At 71.9% G+C, this 16265-nt stretch carries 19 protein-coding genes; 12 read left to right on the top strand and 7 right to left on the bottom strand.

Features of this window, described 5'->3' with window-relative positions; translation table 11 throughout:
* Positions 1–81: 81 nt before the first annotated feature.
* On the bottom strand, positions 82–1041 hold the full coding sequence (locus tag BZL64_RS08870) for a DMT family transporter (RefSeq protein ID WP_208639394.1): 960 nt from the start codon (positions 1039–1041) through the stop codon (positions 82–84).
* A 96-nt stretch (positions 1042–1137) separates the two neighbouring features.
* Between BZL64_RS08870 and BZL64_RS08865 the strand changes: the two genes are divergently transcribed.
* Complete coding sequence (locus BZL64_RS08865; RefSeq protein WP_086767809.1) at positions 1138–2040, top strand: LysR family transcriptional regulator; 903 nt, start codon at positions 1138–1140, stop codon at positions 2038–2040.
* A gap of 55 nt (positions 2041–2095) precedes the next feature.
* Here BZL64_RS08865 and BZL64_RS08860 read toward each other — a convergent pair whose 3' ends face one another.
* A complete protein-coding gene (locus BZL64_RS08860) occupies positions 2096–2563 on the bottom strand; it encodes a pyridoxamine 5'-phosphate oxidase family protein (protein WP_086767807.1) in 468 nt (155 codons plus the stop codon).
* A gap of 154 nt (positions 2564–2717) precedes the next feature.
* Between BZL64_RS08860 and BZL64_RS08855 the strand changes: the two genes are divergently transcribed.
* Positions 2718–3371 (top strand): cysteine hydrolase family protein, encoded by a 654-nt coding sequence (locus tag BZL64_RS08855; RefSeq protein WP_086767805.1) that lies wholly within the window; start codon positions 2718–2720, stop codon positions 3369–3371.
* Here the strand turns inward: BZL64_RS08855 and BZL64_RS08850 are convergent.
* Positions 3358–3846, bottom strand: coding sequence for a Rieske (2Fe-2S) protein (locus BZL64_RS08850; RefSeq protein WP_086767803.1), 489 nt, complete (start codon positions 3844–3846; stop codon positions 3358–3360). The genes BZL64_RS08855 and BZL64_RS08850 overlap by 14 nt on opposite strands.
* 198 nt (positions 3847–4044) lie before the next feature.
* On the opposite strand from BZL64_RS08850, the gene BZL64_RS08845 reads away from it, so the two are divergent.
* The 7 genes from BZL64_RS08845 to BZL64_RS41915 all read left to right on the top strand — a co-directional run bounded on the left by BZL64_RS08845 (position 4045) and on the right by BZL64_RS41915 (position 10071).
* Positions 4045–4800, top strand: a complete 756-nt coding sequence (locus BZL64_RS08845; protein WP_086767800.1) for a HipA family kinase — start codon at positions 4045–4047, stop codon at positions 4798–4800.
* On the top strand, positions 4797–5213 hold the full coding sequence (locus tag BZL64_RS08840; RefSeq protein ID WP_086767798.1) for a DUF3037 domain-containing protein: 417 nt from the start codon (positions 4797–4799) through the stop codon (positions 5211–5213). Before BZL64_RS08845 ends, BZL64_RS08840 begins: the two co-directional genes overlap by 4 nt.
* 168 nt (positions 5214–5381) lie before the next feature.
* Positions 5382–6143: a 3-oxoacyl-ACP reductase FabG gene (gene fabG / locus BZL64_RS08835; RefSeq protein WP_086767796.1), complete on the top strand. Its 762-nt coding sequence runs from the start codon at positions 5382–5384 to the stop codon at positions 6141–6143.
* 16 nt (positions 6144–6159) lie between these two features.
* Positions 6160–6921, top strand: a complete 762-nt coding sequence (locus BZL64_RS08830) for an SDR family oxidoreductase (RefSeq protein WP_086767795.1) — start codon at positions 6160–6162, stop codon at positions 6919–6921.
* A gap of 209 nt (positions 6922–7130) precedes the next feature.
* A complete protein-coding gene (locus BZL64_RS08825) occupies positions 7131–8714 on the top strand; it encodes an ABC transporter substrate-binding protein (protein ID WP_167396111.1) in 1584 nt (527 codons plus the stop codon).
* 77 nt (positions 8715–8791) lie between these two features.
* Positions 8792–9475, top strand: a complete 684-nt coding sequence (gene ung, locus BZL64_RS08820) for a uracil-DNA glycosylase (protein WP_086767790.1) — start codon at positions 8792–8794, stop codon at positions 9473–9475.
* Between the two features lie 116 nt (positions 9476–9591).
* Positions 9592–10071, top strand: coding sequence for a hypothetical protein (locus BZL64_RS41915; protein WP_086767788.1), 480 nt, complete (start codon positions 9592–9594; stop codon positions 10069–10071).
* Between the two features lie 14 nt (positions 10072–10085).
* Here BZL64_RS41915 and BZL64_RS08810 read toward each other — a convergent pair whose 3' ends face one another.
* Positions 10086–10568 (bottom strand): hypothetical protein, encoded by a 483-nt coding sequence (locus BZL64_RS08810; RefSeq protein ID WP_244205263.1) that lies wholly within the window; start codon positions 10566–10568, stop codon positions 10086–10088.
* Positions 10569–10686: 118 nt separating this feature from the next.
* Entirely contained in the window at positions 10687–11199 is a 513-nt protein-coding gene (locus BZL64_RS08805; protein ID WP_086767813.1) for a DinB family protein, read from the bottom strand.
* Positions 11200–11411: 212 nt separating this feature from the next.
* Between BZL64_RS08805 and BZL64_RS08800 the strand changes: the two genes are divergently transcribed.
* Positions 11412–12599 carry an FAD-dependent monooxygenase gene (locus BZL64_RS08800; protein ID WP_086767786.1) on the top strand — a complete coding sequence of 396 codons (1188 nt, stop codon included), beginning with the start codon at positions 11412–11414 and terminating at the stop codon, positions 12597–12599.
* A 10-nt stretch (positions 12600–12609) separates the two neighbouring features.
* Positions 12610–13521 carry a Gfo/Idh/MocA family protein gene (locus BZL64_RS08795; RefSeq protein WP_086767784.1) on the top strand — a complete coding sequence of 304 codons (912 nt, stop codon included), beginning with the start codon at positions 12610–12612 and terminating at the stop codon, positions 13519–13521.
* Here BZL64_RS08795 and lnt read toward each other — a convergent pair.
* Together lnt and BZL64_RS08785 are read right to left on the bottom strand one after the other, a co-directional pair.
* On the bottom strand, positions 13439–15004 hold the full coding sequence (gene lnt, locus BZL64_RS08790; protein ID WP_086767782.1) for an apolipoprotein N-acyltransferase: 1566 nt from the start codon (positions 15002–15004) through the stop codon (positions 13439–13441). The two genes, BZL64_RS08795 and lnt, sit on opposite strands and share 83 nt — an antisense overlap.
* A gap of 198 nt (positions 15005–15202) precedes the next feature.
* Entirely contained in the window at positions 15203–15679 is a 477-nt protein-coding gene (locus BZL64_RS08785) for a nuclear transport factor 2 family protein (protein ID WP_086767780.1), read from the bottom strand.
* Between the two features lie 145 nt (positions 15680–15824).
* On the opposite strand from BZL64_RS08785, the gene BZL64_RS41005 reads away from it, so the two are divergent.
* Positions 15825–16265 (top strand): AI-2E family transporter (locus BZL64_RS41005; RefSeq protein ID WP_244205262.1); only part of this gene is annotated, 441 nt, incomplete at its 3' end.

The raw sequence follows: 16265 nt of genomic DNA, 5'->3' as shown, positions 1-16265 counted from the left end.
GGCTTCGTGTAGGGGGGACAGGGGGGCGGCGGCCTCGGTGACCGGCCTGCGCCCCCTGTCCGGTGTGCCACCCGCCCGTGGCTACGCCCTGCGCCGGGCCTGGGTCAGTGCCGCTCCGGCCAGGACGATCACCGCTCCGACCGGTGTCGACCAGGTCAGGGACTCGCCGAGCAGGGCCACGCCCGCGGCCGTCGCGATCACAGGGATGAAGTACGTGACCATCTGGGCCGTCGTCGGACCGACCTCGGTGACCAGGCCGTACTGGATGAGCAGGGCGAGTCCGGTGCCCAGGGCGCCCAGGGCGGCGATCGCCAGCAGCGGCAGGAGCGGGAACCGGGCCGGGAACGTGGTGAACACCGGGGTGACGACCGCGAGCTGGAGCGTGGCGAGGAACAGCTGGGCGCCGGTCATCGACAGGGCCGAGCCACCGCTGCCGGCCAGCGTGCGGCGTACGTAGATCCAGCCGATCGGGTAGCTCAGCGAGGCGAGCAGGGCCAGGGTCGTGCCGCGGGCGTCCAGGCCGCTGAAGCCCTGCCACGCGCCGAGGACCGTCAGTACGCCGAGGAAGCCGAGGCCCAGGCCCGCGACCCTGACCCGGGTGGGCCGGTCCTCCGAGAGGGCCACCAGCGACAGGGCCATGCCCCACAGCGGCGAGGTCGCGTTGCAGATGCCCGCCAGGGTGGACGGGATGGTCAGTTCCGCGTAGGCGAACAGGGAGAACGGCAGCGCGTTCAGGAGCAGGGCGGCGACGGTCAGGTGGGCCCAGGTGCGTGCCCCGCGCGGCAGCCGCTCCCGCTTGACCGCGATCGCGACCGCCAGCACCGCCGTCCCGAACGCCAGCCGGCCGAGCGTGACCTGGAACGGCGCGTAGCTCTGCGTGCCCACCTTGATGAGCAGGAAGCTGAAGCCCCAGATCAGCGAGAGGAACCCGAAGCGCAGGCGCCAGTCGAGAGCGCGCCGGGGGCCGGTCGACGGCCCGGTGGCCACGGCCACGGAGGGGGAACCGGTGGAGGGGGTGGTTGAGGCGGCGGCGGTGGTCATGGTCATCACCGTCCCCGAGAACCACCTCGTAGCACAAGCGAGAATGTGCGAGCAATACCTCGTAGCAACGCTTAGACGTCTCGTAGCATCGCTTCCATGTTGAATCTGGAGCGCCTGCGCACCCTCGACGCCCTCGCCCGGCACGGCTCGGTCAGCGGAGCCGCCGCGGGGCTGCACATCACCACCTCGGCCGTCTCGCAGCAGATGGCCAAGCTGGAACGGGAGGTCGGCCAGCAGCTCCTCGCCAAGAACGGGCGGGGCGTACGGCTCACGGACGCGGGCCGGCTGCTCGCCGATCACGCGGGCCGCATCCTCTCGCATGTCGAGCTGGCCCAGTCCGACCTGGAGGCCCAGCGCGGCCAGGTGGTGGGGGAGCTGAGGTTGTCGGCGTTCCCGACCGCCGCGCGCGGGCTGTTCCCCGTCGCGCTCGCCGGTCTGCGCGAGGAGCACCCCGGTCTGCGCGTGCGCTCCTGCGAGCTGGAGCCGGAGCACGGCATCGCCGGGGTGATCCGCGGCGACCTCGACCTCGCCGTCGTCCTGGACTGGTACAACAAGCCGATGCCGGTGCCGGACGGGCTGGTCAAGGCGCCCATCCTCGACGATCCCGCCGACGTGGCGATGCCGGCCGGGCATCCGCTCGCGGGGCGGGACGAGGTGGACCTCGGGGAGTTCGCCGGGGACGAGTGGATCACCTGGGGCGACGGCGAGTTCTGTCACGAGTGGCTGATGTTCACGCTCCGCTCGCGGGGCGTCGAGCCGATCGTCGGCCACCGCGCGGCCGAGACGCACACCCAACTCGGGCTGGTCGCCGCCGGGTTGGGCGTGTGCATCGCCCCGCTGCTCGGGCGGCACCCGGTGCCCGAGGGGATCGTCATCGTCCCGCTCCGGCAGCGGCTGCGGCGGCACGTCTATGCCGTGTGGCGGGCGGACGCCGACCGCCGCCCCTCGATCAGGGCGGCGGTGAAGGCGCTGAAGTCGGCGGCGGACAGGGTCGGTTGACGTCGGCTGCGGACAGTGTCGGTCGACGTCGGCCCGCCGGCGCCGGCCCGAGCGCCTACCCCTCACCCAGCTTGCGGAAGTCCCAGGACACGATCTTCTCCGGGCGCAGCCGCGCCCACGCGTGCCGTCCGTCGTGCGGCATGGCGTCCAGGCCGAAGTTCTTGCGGGCGAACAGCGTCTCCACGGAGTCCAGTTCGGCGCACAGCTCGCCGGTGCGCGGGACCTCGCCCACGAACTCCACGGCGCCGGACAGCTCCACGCCGCGCAGCGAGTCGTACTCCTCACCCGTGTCGATCACGATCGCGACCCGAGGGTCGCGGCGCAGGTCGCTCCAGCGTCTGCTGCGCACCACGGAGTACAGCCACAACGCCGAGCCGTCCCACAGGAACCACAGGGCGCTCACGTGCGGGGCGCCGTCGGCGGACACGGTGGCCACCCGGCAGGTGCGCTGGGTGGTGAGGAACGCGCTCACCTCGCCCGGCGACATCATGATCTTCCGGCCCCTGCGCTGCGTGACGGTCATCCAGCCCTCTTCTCTTCGCTTCTCTCACGTCGTGCCAGAGGATTTCTGACAGCACGTCAAAAAGGACGGCCCGGACAGGATGAGTCCTCTTCCCTGCTCGCGCAACGGTGGCTATCCTCGGCCGACTCGACCGCGCCGGCCCCCAGGGGGAGCCATGTCCTCGTCCCCACCACTCGGTGATCTGCTCGACCCCCGCCACACCGTCCTGCTCACGGTGGAGTGCCAGCGGGGCGTCGTGGGCCCGGACGCGGCCCTGCCCGAACTCGCTCTCGCGGCACGTTCGTCGGGCGCCCTCGACAACGTCGCCCGGCTGGTGGCCGGCGCCCACGAAAGCGGCGTCCAGGTGATCCACGCCCTCGCCGAACGCCGCCCCGACGGCCGGGGGGCCAACCGCAACGCGCGCCTGTTCCGCGCCGCCGAACGCCTCCCGGTCCGTCAGCTGACCGGCACCGCGGCCGTCCAGGTCGCACCCCCGATCGAGGTCACGGAGGAGGACCTCGTCGTACGGCGGCTGCACGGTCTGTCGCCGATCCAGGGCACCGACGTCGACGCCCTGCTGCGCAACCTCGGCTGCCGCACGCTGGTCGTCGCCGGTGTCTCCGCCAACGTGGCGATCCCCAACGCCGTCTTCGACGCGGTCAACCGCGGATACACGGCCGTCGTCCCGGCCGACGCCGTCGCGGGGGTGCCGTCGGACTACACCCCCGCGATGATCCGCCACACCCTCGCGTTGGTCGCCACGGTCGCGACCACGGACGAGGTGCTGGCGTGCTTCGCACGGCCGGGCGGACGTCTCAGGCCAGAGTGATCGAGTCACCGCTCACGGTGATCTGCACCGCGGGCAGCGGTTTCGTCGCCGGGCCGCTCTTCACACTGCCGTCGGTGACGGAGAAGTTGCTGTTGTGGCAGGGACAGTTGATGACCCCGTCGGCGATGCTCTTGACCGCGCAGCCCGAGTGGGTGCACACCGCCGAGTACGCCTTGAACTCACCCGCCGTCGGCTGCACCACGACCACCTTCTGGTCCTCGAAGACCTTTCCGCCGCCCTCGGGTATGTCCGCGGTCGTCGTCAGGGCCGCACCCGCCGCGGCCCCGCCGCCGGTGCTCGCGGACGCGGATCCGCCGCTCGCACCCGCGGAGCCGGACGCGTCGGCCGAACCGGACGAGTCGTCGTCGGAGCCTCCGCACGCGGTCAGCGCGACGGCGAGCCCGGCGACTCCGGCGGCCGCCACGACCGTGCGGCGGGCGGGTCCCGAGGTGGACTGGAACGATGCGCTGGTCATGCTGGGTTCCCTTCGGGGGAGGTCGGATGATCTGCCGAGAGGTACGGGTCCCGCGCGCCGCCTGTTCAGCGGCCTTCGAGCCCGTTCGGACAGTGTCGAGATCTTGACCCGTTAGAGATGAGCTGGGCGTAAGCCACGGCTGTCGCGGAGCTGTCGGTCCGTGGCTGCGGGTCCTCGCGACCCCAGTAGCCTGGGGCGATGCTCAAGGAAGTCATCGCGACCCGTTTCATCACGCCCTTGCGTGAGGGCGGCTCGCTGCCGGGTCTCGTGGAGGCCGACGACCTCGCCGCCTACGTCCTGAAGTTCACCGGTGCCGGGCAGGGCCGCAAGACGCTCGTCGCGGAGGTCGTCTGCGGCGAACTCGCCCGCCGCCTTGGCCTGAGGGTCCCGCGCCTGGTCACCGTGGAGCTGGACTCCGTGCTGGGTCTCGGCGAACCCGAACAGCAGGTGCAGGACCTGCTCAGGTCCAGCGGCGGCACCAACCTCGGTATGGCCTTCCTGTCCGGAGCCCTCGGCTTCGACCCGCTCGCCTTCCCGGTCGACCGCGCGCAGGCCGGGCGGATCGTCTGGTTCGACGCGCTGATCAACAACGTCGACCGCTCCTGGCTCAACCCCAACCTGCTGATGCACCGAGGCGACCTGTGGCTCATCGACCACGGCGCCACCATGATCTGGCACCACAACTGGCCCTCCGCCGAGGCCTCCGCGGCCCGCCCGTACGACGTCTCGGACCACGCCCTCGCCCGTTTCCGCCCGGACATCGCGGCCGCCGCGGCCGAACTGGCCCCCCGGATCACCGCCGGCCTCCTCGACGAGGTCACCGCCGAGATCCCCGACGCCTGGCTGACCGACGAGCCCGGCTTCGACAGCCCGGACGCGCTCCGGCGTGCCTACGCGGCACCCCTCCTGGCGCGCGCCGCCGTCATCCACGAACGCATCAAGGGGGCCGAGTGAACGAGCGCCACATCATCAGGCCGAGCGAGGCCAACGAGCGGGACGTCTACGAGTACGCCCTGCTGCGGATCGTGCCCCGTGTGGAACGCGGCGAGTGCATCAACGCCGGTGTGCTCGTCTACTGCCGCGCCCAGGGCTACGTCGGGGCCCGCACCCACCTCGACGAGGCCCGGCTGCTGGCGCTGGACCCGGCGGCGGACGTGGCCGGGGTGCGGGCCGCGCTGCGCGCCGTGGAGGACGTGTGCGGCGGCGGCGAACGGGCCGGACAGGCGGCCCAGGACGACGCCGGGCGGCGCTTCCGGTGGCTGATCGCACCCCGCTCGACGGTCGTCCAGCCGGGGCCCGTGCACACCGGGCTCACCACCGATCCGGCGGCCGAGACCGGCCGCCTGCTGGATCTCCTGGTGAGATGAGGGCCGGGTGATGAATCACACCGCCCTCGTGTGGCGTTGACACCGGGTGCCAAGGCTTCTAGCGTCACGTCTGCCGAAGGTACTAAGCGGTCGCTCACCGAGTCGACGGTGATCAGGGCGACCGCTCACCACACGGACGTACATTCTCGAGGGCGAGGAGAAGCAGCAATGTCCACCACAGAGCAGCGGGTCGCAGTAGTCACGGGCGCGGCGCGCGGCATCGGTGCCGCCACCGCCGTACGGCTGGCCGAAGAGGGCCGCGCGGTCGCGGTGATCGACCTCGACGAGGCCGCCTGCAAGGACACCGTCGAGAAGATCACCGCGGCGGGCGGCCGGGCGATCGCGGTCGGCGCCGACGTCTCCGACGAGGCCCAGGTCGAGGCGGCCGTCGCGCGCGTCGTCGCGGAGCTGGGCGCCCCGACGATCCTCGTCAACAACGCGGGCGTGCTCCGCGACAACCTGCTGTTCAAGATGAGCGCCTCCGACTGGGACACGGTGCTCAACGTGCACCTGCGCGGCTCGTTCCTGGTGACCAAGGCGGTCCAGAAGCACATGGTCGACGCCGGCTTCGGCCGGATCGTCAACCTCTCCTCGTCCTCCGCGCTCGGCAACCGGGGCCAGGCCAACTACTCCGCCGCCAAGGCCGGGCTCCAGGGCTTCACCAAGACCCTCGCCTTCGAGCTGGGCAAGTTCGGCATCACCGCCAACGCCGTCGCCCCCGGCTTCATCGCCACCGACATGACGGCCGCGACGGCCGCCCGCATCGGTATGGGCTTCGAGGAGTTCAAGGCCGCCGCCGCCACCCAGATCCCGGTGGCGCGCGTCGGAGTGCCCGACGACATCGCCAACGCGATCGCGTTCTTCACGGGCGAGGCCGCCGGCTTCGTCTCCGGACAGGTGCTGTACGTCGCCGGCGGACCGCTCAACTAGACCAGGGATCACGGACATGACTGAACTGCCCCCGCTCTCCGGCAAGGTCGCCCTCATCACGGGCGGCAGCCGTGGCATCGGCTACGGCGTCGCCGAGGCGCTCGTCGCCCGCGGCGACCGCGTCTGCATCACCGGCCGCGGCGAGGACGCCCTCAAGGAGGCCGTCGAGAAGCTCGGCGCCGACCGCGCCATCGCCGTCGCCGGCAAGGCCGCCGACGAGGCCCACCAGGCGACGGCCGTCGAGCGCACGATGGAGGCCTTCGGCCGCGTCGACTACCTCGTCAACAACGCCGGTACGAACCCGGTGTTCGGGCCGATCGCCGACCTCGACCTGAACGTGGCCCGCAAGGTCTTCGAGACCAACGTGATCTCGGCGCTCGGCTTCGCCCAGCGCACCTGGCACGCCTGGCAGAAGGACAACGGCGGCGCGATCGTCAACATCGCCTCCGTCGCGGGCCTGGCGCCCTCGCCCTTCATCGGCGCGTACGGCGTCAGCAAGGCCGCCATGATCAACCTGACCCAGCAACTGGCGCACGAGTTCGCGCCCAGGGTGCGGGTCAACGCCATCGCCCCGGCCGTGGTGAAGACCAAGTTCGCGCAGGCCCTGTACGAGGGCCGGGAGGCCGAGGCCGCCGCCGCCTACCCGCTGGCCCGGCTCGGCGTGCCCTCCGACATCGGGGGCGCCGCCGCCTTCCTCACCTCGGAGCAGTCGGACTGGGTCACCGGTCAGACGCTCGTCGTCGACGGCGGCATGTTCCTCAACGCGGGCGTGGCCTGACATCACCCCCGCCGTGGACGGGACACGGGCGCCGCTTCCGAACTACCGGAGGCGGCGCCCGTCTCGTCGTCCCAGCCGTCGCTCAGGGTCATGACAACGTCGTCACCCCTGAAGTGATCAAGAAACGTGACACAGGGGGCGGGTTCAGGCGGTGTGTCGCTGCGGTATGGTCTGCCAACCCTTGGCATGGCAGATCGAGGAGCGTGCGCGTGTTCAACCGGAACCGATCCTTGCAGCAGGTCGCGGCGATCGTGTCCATATCCCTGGTGGCCGGATGCAGCCTCCTGGGAGAGGAAGGCTCCGACGATGCCGGGCCGATCGTCGTGGGCACCACCAGCGCTCCCAGCACGCTGGACCCGGCCGCCGCCTGGGACGGCTCCTGGGAGCTGTTCCGCAACGTCTACCAGACGCTGCTGTCGTACCCGAACGGTGCGACGGAGCCGAAGGCCGACGCGGCCAGCTGCGATTTCAGCGACAACACCAGCCGGACGTACCGCTGCAAACTGCGCGAGGGACTCGTCTTCTCCAACGGGGACAAGCTCGACGCGCAGGCCGTGAAGCACACCTTCGACCGGATCCTGGCGATCAACGCGCCCACCGGCCCCGCGGGACTGCTCGGCAGTCTCGACAAGGTCGAGGCCGTCGGCGACCGCGAGATCGTCTTCCGGCTCAACAAGCCCGACGCGACCTTCCCGTTCGTGCTCGCCACCCCCGGCATGTCCCTGGTCGCCCCCGACGACTACCCGGCCAAGAAGCTCCGCGAGGACGCCGACGGCGTCGTGGGCTCCGGGCCGTACACGCTGAAGAACTTCAAGGAGAACGACCGGGCGGAACTCGTCCGCAACGACCGCTACGAGGGCTCCGCGGACCGCAAGAACGACGCGGTGACCATCCGCTACTTCCAGGACTCCGGCGCGATGGTCCAGGCCCTGCGGGGCAAGCAGATCGACATCACCTACCAGGGCCTCGCCGCCGACGACATCGTCACCCTGGAGAGCAAGGGCGAGAAGAACGAGGGGCTTCAGCTCGTCGAGGGCGACGCCAGCAACATCAACTACCTGGTGTTCAACCCCAAGGACCCGTGGTCCGAAAAGATCGCCGTACGCCGGGCCGTCGCCCAGGTCATCGACCGGGCCGCGATCGCGCACAAGGTCTACAAGGGCACCGTCGACCCGCTGTACTCGATGGTCCCCAAGGGACTGACCGGCCACACCACCGCCTTCTTCGACGACTTCGGCGACCCCGACCCGGCCAAGGCGCGCGAGATCCTCGCCGACGACGGCATCACCGACCCCGTGCCGCTCACCCTCTGGTACACCACCGACCGCTACGGGTCCGACACCGCCCTGGAGTTCAAGGAGATCAAGGCCCAGCTGGAGGCCTCGGGCCTGTTCGAGGTCACCCTCAAGAGCCGCCCCTGGAAGACCTACGTGGTGGGCTACCAGAAGGGCGAGTACCCGGTCTTCGGACGCGGCTGGGCCCCCGACTTCCCCGACGCCGACAACTTCATCGCCCCCTTCGTCGGTGAGCAGAACGCGCTCGGCACGCCCTACCCGGCGAAGCAGATCACCCAGGTGCTGCTGCCCCGCTCCCGCGAGAAGAGCGACCGCGCCAACGTGGTGAAGGACTTCCAGGAGGCCCAGCAGATCCTCGTGGAGGACGCCCGGCTGCTGCCGCTGTGGCAGGGCAAGCAGTACATCGCCGCCAACGAGGACGTCTCCGGCGGGGAACGGGCGCTGGACCCGTCGACGATCATGATGGTGTGGGAGCTGTCCCGAAAGACCAGCTGGTAGACGGACCGCGGCCCCCGTTGTCAGTGGTCACCTGTAGGTTCTGGCCTGGAAGTGACCGCACGACGGAGGACGTTGACGTGACCGACATCGCCATGCTGCCCGAGACCTGGCGCGGGGTCCTGGGCGACGAACTGCAGCAGCCCTACTTCAAGGAGCTGACGGAGTTCGTCGAGGAGGAGCGAGCGAAGGGTCCCGTCTACCCTCCGCGCGAGGAGGTCTTCGCCGCGCTCGACGCGACGCCGTACGAGCGGGTGAAGGTCCTGATCCTCGGCCAGGACCCGTACCACGGCGAGGGCCAGGGGCACGGCCTGTGCTTCTCGGTGCGGCCAGGGGTGAAGGTCCCGCCGTCCCTGCGCAACATCTACAAGGAGATGCACGCCGAGCTGGACACGCCCGTCCCGGACAACGGCTATCTGATGCCGTGGGCCCAGCAGGGCGTGCTGCTGCTCAACGCGGTCCTCACGGTCCGCGCCGGCGAGGCCAACTCGCACAAGGGCAGAGGCTGGGAGAGGTTCACCGACGCGGTGATCCGCGCGGTGGCCGAGCGGCCCGACCCGGCGGTCTTCGTCCTGTGGGGCAACTACGCGCAGAAGAAGCTGCCCCTGATCGACGAGACCCGGCACGTCGTGGTGAAGGGCGCGCACCCCTCCCCGCTGTCGGCGAAGAAGTTCTTCGGCTCACGCCCGTTCACGCAGATCAACGAGGCGGTCGCCAGGCAGGGCCACGAGCCGATCGACTGGACGGTCCCCAACCTGGGCTGACGCTCACCGAAGCGGACTCTGACCGGGCCACTCCCTCGCCGGAGCGGCCCGGTGCCGCCTGACCGGGATCTCCGGTGCCTGCGGTTAGCGTCGTCGCAACAACGCAAGGAGGGCTCGTGGCGGAGCATCGGCAGGAACAGTCGGCACAGGACGCCGTACTGACCCGGATCGGGCAACTCGTGATGCTGCACCACGGGGGAGACCGGGAGGAGGCCCGGCGCCGCCTGCTGGAGCTGTGGACGGAGCTGGGCGAGGACGGTGACCCGCTGCACCGCTGCACGGTCGCCCACTACCTCGCCGACACCCAGGACGACCCGTTCGACGAGCTTGCCTGGGACCTGCGGGCACTGACCGCGGCGGAGGAGCACGAGCGGGCGCCCGCGGTGCGGGCCCTGTATCCCTCGCTCCATCTCAACCTCGCCGCGGACTACGTCAAACTCGGCCGTACCGAAGCCGCCCGCACCCATGTGCGCAAGGCGCGCAGATCGGCCCGGGGGCTGGGCGACGACACCTACGGCGACGGCGTGCGGGCGGCCATCAGCCGGATGGAGCTGCGGCTGGGGGAGGGCGGGCTAGACCACCTCCGCTCGGAGTGACCGAGCGGGCGGTCCTAACGCCCGTACGTGCCCTCGCAGATCACGGCCTCGGGGCTGCCCGCCCGCCAGCCCCCGTACTTCTTGCCGAGGGCGCACACATCGGTGTGACCGCGCACCTCCTCCCGCACATCCGGGATCTCGACGCGGGGCCGCGCGGCGCCGTGCCGTTCCGGCCGGGCCGGGCCGGGGTGCGCCGGGGCCTGCGGGCGTGAGTGGGCGGCCGGGGGCTGCCCGGCGGGTGCCGGGGACGCGGTCCGCCGTGGCGGTGCCGATGCCGTCGACTCCCGCCCGCGGTCCGTCCCGGCCATCTCCAGCGCCTCCTGGGCCGGTGCCTGCACCACCTGGGTCTCGGCCCGCCCGTCGGGCCGCGGCACCGATGGCTGGGCCGGGGCCACGGGCGGACCGGGGACGGGCGGGTGCTGGACGGTCACGCATCCGGCGAGGGCCGAGACGGCCACGGTCACCAGAAGCGTTGCGGTAGTCGTCGTTCGCTGCACCCGCGTCACTCTGCTGGCTCCGGCCCCCCGAGACACGGTGGACAAGCGGAGGATGCCCCGCACGGGTGATCTCGTACCCCCTGGGGAGGGCGGGCCGTGGCCGTGGGGTGACGTGGCGTCAGTCTCCGGTGACGCCGTCGACGCGCTCGCGCAGCAGGTCGGCGTGACCGTTGTGGCGCGCGTACTCCTCGATCATGTGCGTGTAGATCCAGCGCAGGCTGAACGGGTCCCCGTTGTGCCGGCTCGTGCCGCGGGAGAGTTCGTCCAGCCCGAAGCCGGCCGCGTTGCGCCGGGCGGTTCCGATCTCGGCCTGCCAGGTGGCGTGCGCCTCCTGCCAGGTGTCCTCCTCGGTGAGGTGGAACTCGCCGTCGCGGTCCTCCTCGCTGTAGTAGATCGGGCCGGCCTCCTCGCCCATGAGGGTCTTGCGGAACCAGCCGCGCTCCACCTCCGCCATGTGCCGCACCAGACCCATCAGGGACAGCTCGGACGGTGGCACGGAGGCGGTGCGCAGTTGGGCGTCGGTGAGGCCCTCGCACTTCCACGCGAGGGTCTCCCGGTGGTAGTCCAGCCAGCCCTCCAGCATGGCGCGTTCGTCGGCGTTCTGGGCGGGTTCGGTGCGCTGCGTCGTCATCCCCGCATGGTCGCCCACCCGGCCTGCCGCCACCACGTGTTTTCCACGCGGTCGGCCTCCGCCGGGCCGGGGACCGGGCCGCTTCCGACGTCGTCCGCAGCCCTGGTCGCGGCGCGCGCGAACGCCGACCTGGAGGAGGCGGGGCCCGCACGGGAGATGTCGGTGTCCGATCACTACAGTCGGGGTGAGCCGAGTCGGGTCGAGGGGGAACCATGGCACAGGGGAAGCCGGCGCGGGCCGTCGTCGTCGGAGGCGGGATCGGTGGGCTGACCGCCGCCGCGGCACTGCTGCGGCGCGGCTGGGAGGTGACCGTCGTCGAGCGGGCCGGTTCCGTGGAACCGGTCGGCGCGGCGTTGTCCCTGAGTCCCAACGCCCTGCGCGCCCTCGACGTGATCGGAGCCGGCGACCGGATCCGCGACCTCGGCGCGCCGATCGGCGACGGCGGCGTCCGCACCCCGCGGGGCCGCCGGATCCTCCGCACCCGTGCGGACGCGGCGACCTCCCGCTTCGGCGAACCGCTGCTTCTGCTGCACCGGGCCGCCCTCGTCGACGCCCTCATCGCCCTGCTGCCGCCTGACACCGTCCGCACCGGCGTGCCCGCCACGCTCGCCGACGCGGGCGACGCGGGCCGCCCGGCCCGTGTGTCCACCCCAGACGGCGAACTGGAGGCCGACCTGGTGGTCGCCGCCGACGGCATCCGGTCCGCCGTACGCCGGACCCTTTTCCCGGAGCACCCAGGCCCGGTCTACAGCGGCTTCACCGCCTGGCGTCTCGTGATCGCGGTCCCCGACGTGGAGTGCGCCTCCCAGGAGACATGGGGGCGGGGCAGCATCTGGGGCACGCACCGGCTGAACGACGGCCGCGTCTACTGCTACGCCGCGGCCACCGTCCCGGCGGGTGGACGCGCGCCGGACGAACGGGCCGAACTGCTGCGCCGCTACGGCGACTGGCACCGCCCCGTCCCCGACATCCTCGCCGCGGCCCGCCCCGAGGACGTCCTGCGCCACGACGTCCACCACCTCGCCCGGCCCCTGCCCGCCTTCCACCACGGCCGCGTCGCCCTCCTCGGCGACGCCGCCCACGCGATGCCCCCGAGGCTCGCACAGGGCGGCAACCAGGCCATCGAGGACGCCGTCGTCCTCGCCCACCACCACACCGACCTCCCGGCCTACACGGCAGCCCGCCTGCCCCGTACGGCATACGTCACCCGGCAGGCCGTGAGGGCGTCCCGCGTCAGCCTGGTCGCCGACCCGGTCGCCGTCGCCGTACGGAACGCCGGGCTGGCGGTGTTGTCGGCGGCCGGGCCCGGGCTGCTGATGCGCGGGTTCGACGGGATCGCCGACTGGAGGCCGCCGCAGGCCCCGTATGCTGCCGAGCAGGCAGGCGCGGACCAGCAGTGAAGGAGCACCCGTGAAGGTCGGCTGCATCGGACTCGGCGACATCGCGCAGAAGGCGTATCTGCCGGTGCTCGGCGCGCTGCCCGGGATCGAACTCCATCTCCAGACGCGCACCCCGGCCACTCTCGACCGGGTCGCCGGCACGCTGCGCCTGCCCGCCGGACAGCGTCACCGCGACCTCGACGCGCTGCTCGCCGAGGGCCTGGACGCCGCCTTCGTGCACGCGCCCACCGCCGTCCACCCGGAGATCGTCACCCGGCTCCTGGAGGCGGGTGTCCCGACCTACGTCGACAAGCCGCTGGCATACGAACTCGCCGACTCCGAACGGCTCGTGGCCCTCGCGGAGGACCGCGGGACGAGCCTGGCCGTCGGTTTCAACCGGCGGTACGCCCCCGGATACGCACAGTGCGCCGACCATCCGCGCGAGCTGATCCTGATGCAGAAGAACCGCGTCGGGCTGCCCGAGGAACCCCGGTCGATGATCCTCGACGACTTCATCCACGTCGTGGACACCCTGCGCTTCCTCGCGCCCGGACCGGTCGACGACGTGACCGTGCGGGCCCGCGTCGAGGACGGGCTGCTGCACCACGTCGTCCTGCAGCTCGCCGGGGAAGGCTTCACCGCGCTCGGGGTGATGAACCGGCTCAGCGGGTCCAACGAGGAGATCCTGGAGGTGTCCGGCCAGGACACCAAGCGCCAGGTCGTCAATCTCGCCGAGGTGATCGACCACAAGGGGCAGCCGACCGTGCGGCGGCGCGGCGACTGGGTGCCGGTGGCCCGCCAGCGCGGCATCGAGCAGGCCGTCACGGCCTTCCTCGACGCCGTCCGCGCGGGAAAGACGCTCAGTGCCCGCGACGCGCTGGCGACTCACGAACTGTGCGAGCGGGTGGTCCGAGCGGTGCGGGAGCGTTCCGGCGCGGCCTGACCGCCCGGATTCCCTCCGCCAGGCCGAGCCCCGCGAGGACCAGCAGCGCCGCGTGGAGCGGCCAGTCGCCGAAGCGGACGTACGGGGTGACCCCACTGCTGAGCGGCACCTCGTAGACGGCCGTGGTGCTCGCGTCCGTACCCAGCCACGGGCCGATCCGCTCGCCGCTCGCGCCGTACACGGCGGAGACGCCCGTCAGCGTCGCGTGCACGAAGGGGCGGCCGGTCTCCGCGGCCCGCAGGGCGCCCAGCGAGGCGTGCTGCGCGGGTGCCCAGCTGTTCTGGAACGTCGACGTCGACGACTCGGCGACCAGGACGTCGGTGCCGTCCTCGACGAGATGGCGGCTCATGTCGGGGAACGCCGTCTCGAAACACACCATGGGTCCGATGCGCAGGCCGGGCCCGGCGTTCATCACGACCTGCTCCGTGCCGCGCCGCCGGTCCTCGCCGGCCGCCTTGCCGACGGACGTGGCCCAGCCCAGCAGCGAGCGGGCGGGGATGTACTCGCCGAACGGCACCAGCCGCATCTTGTCGTACCGGTCGCCGGTCGGTCCCTCCGGACCGACCAGGATCGAGCTCTTGTAGATGCCGGGCCGGTCCGAGCGGCGGGCGTCCACGTTGACCAGGATGCCGGCGCCGGTCGCCCGCGACAGCTCCGTCAGGCGGCGGGCCAGGTCGGGCCGGTCGTCCAGGTCGTGGCCGACACTGCTCTCGCCCCAGACGATCAGATCGACGTCCTGCCCGACGAGCCGGCGGGTCAGTTCCTCCTCGCGGTCGAACCGGCGGTCGGGGCCGTCGACCACACCGGCCTGTACGACGGCTATCCGCGCCTGCCCGTCGGTCTCCGGCCGCGGCGACCACACCCACGCGGCCGAGGTCGCCGCGGCCGTCGCCACGAGCCCGGCGACGGCGGCCGTCCGGTGCGCCGGAACGGCGAGAAGCAGGGCGACGGCGACATTGACCGCCACCACGAGGAAGCTCAGCAGCCACACCCCGCCGACCGACGCCAGCCGCAGCGCCGGCTCCACCTGCCACTGACTGGCCCCGAGCACGCCCCACGGCCCGCCCAGCCCCTGCCAGGAACGGACCAGCTCCACGGCCAGCCAGCCGGACGGCACCACCAGCAGAGCGGCTCCGGCCCGCCCCCGCGAGGGCGTCCCGCCGAGGAAGTGCCGCACCAGCCGGCCCCACGGCGCCCACAACGCGCCCAGCAGGGCGGCGAGGACCAGCGTGAAGACATGCAGGCTCGGCAGCAGCCACACGTGCATCGACAGCATGAACCCGAAGCCGCCGGCCCATCCGTCGTACAGGGCCCGTTTCCCTGTCGGCGCCGAACGCACCAGCAGGAGCCAGGGGATCAGCGCCGCGTACGCCCACCACCACAGGCCGGGGGCCGGGTAGGCCGGCACGGGCAGCGCGCCGGCCAGGGCGGCGAGGGCCGAGCGCCGCCACGGGGAGGAGAGCCAGTGACCGAAGGTCTTCATACGGCACCTCCTTACCCCGTGGTCGCTCCAGTGTGCGCGCCCGGGGCGATCTCCGACCAGATGGCCTCGGCGGAGGGGCGTGATCCGGTCAGCCGTACGCGTCCTGGTCGGGCTGCCGGCGTCGTCGGTCGGTGGCGTCCATGCCGGGCTGCCGACGCCGTCAGTTCGCTGGTGTCCCGGCCGGGCTGCCGGTTGCTGTCAGTCGGTGGTGTCCTGACCGGGCTGCCTGCGCCACTTCTCCTGCACGACCACCTCGCGCACCCGCCAGCCGTCCTCCGTCCGCAGCAGCTCGAAGGTGTACCGGCCGCCGCACACGAAGTCCGGGGCAGTGGCGGGCGCCCCGCCCGCGGCCAGCCGCATCGGGTTCACATAGTCGGCCTGGACCCGGGCCGTGTCGCCCCGGTCCTGGTCCAGCACCCCGAAGCGCAGTCTGCGGTTGACGATCAGATGCTGACGCATCGAGAACAGCCGCATGCTCTCCTCGAGCCACGCGGCCACCTTTCCCACCTCTCCCTCGATCCCGCCGGCCGAGCGGTAGTCCGCCCGCCCGTCAGAAGTGAACAACTCCCGGTAGGCCGCCCAGTCGCCGTCGTCGACGGCGACTGCGTAGTCGGTGATCAGACCGTCGACGGCCAGGCGGTCCATCACGGCGGCGAGCTCCACACGCTGCGTCATGGCCCGAGTGTTGGGCATCGCGGACGTGAGGCCAAGGGCCGTGCGGGTATGTCCGGCCGATCCGTGCGGCAAACCGCCGAAAGACCCTCTGAACAGGGACCGGGCTGTGCGTGTCCATGACCGGCGTACCCATAGGGTGATCCTCATGTCTGCCACGTTGAGTTCCACGAGGACCCGCGCCGCGCTCCGCGCATCGGCCCGTATATCCGCCGAGTTGTTGCTCCTCCTCGTGGGGCTGGCGGTCGCACTATGGCTGTTGGGGCAGATGTGGTCGATCGTCTGGCCGCTCGTGGTCGGCCTGTTCATCACCACCCTCACCTGGCCCCCGACGCGCTTCCTGCGCCGGCACGGCTGGCCGCCGGCCCTCGCCGCGGCGTTCGTGACCGTGCTGTTCCTCCTGGTCGTCGCGGGCATCGTGGCGCTGATCGCGGTGCCGGTGGCCTCCCAGTCGGGGGAGTTGACCGACGGGGTGGTCGAGGGTCTCCAGAGAGTGCGCGAGTGGGCCGCCGGTCCGCCGCTGAACATCGGCGACGACGAGATCACGAAGGCCCTGGACAGCGCCGTCGCCCGCGCCCAGGACGGCCTC

Origin of the sequence: Streptomyces bobili, from assembly GCF_002154575.1 — a bacterium.
Taxonomy (GTDB): Bacteria; Actinomycetota; Actinomycetes; order Streptomycetales; family Streptomycetaceae; genus Streptomyces; species Streptomyces bobili.
The sequence above is the reverse complement of the archived record's forward strand: the minus strand, read 5'-3'. Positions and strand labels throughout refer to the sequence as shown.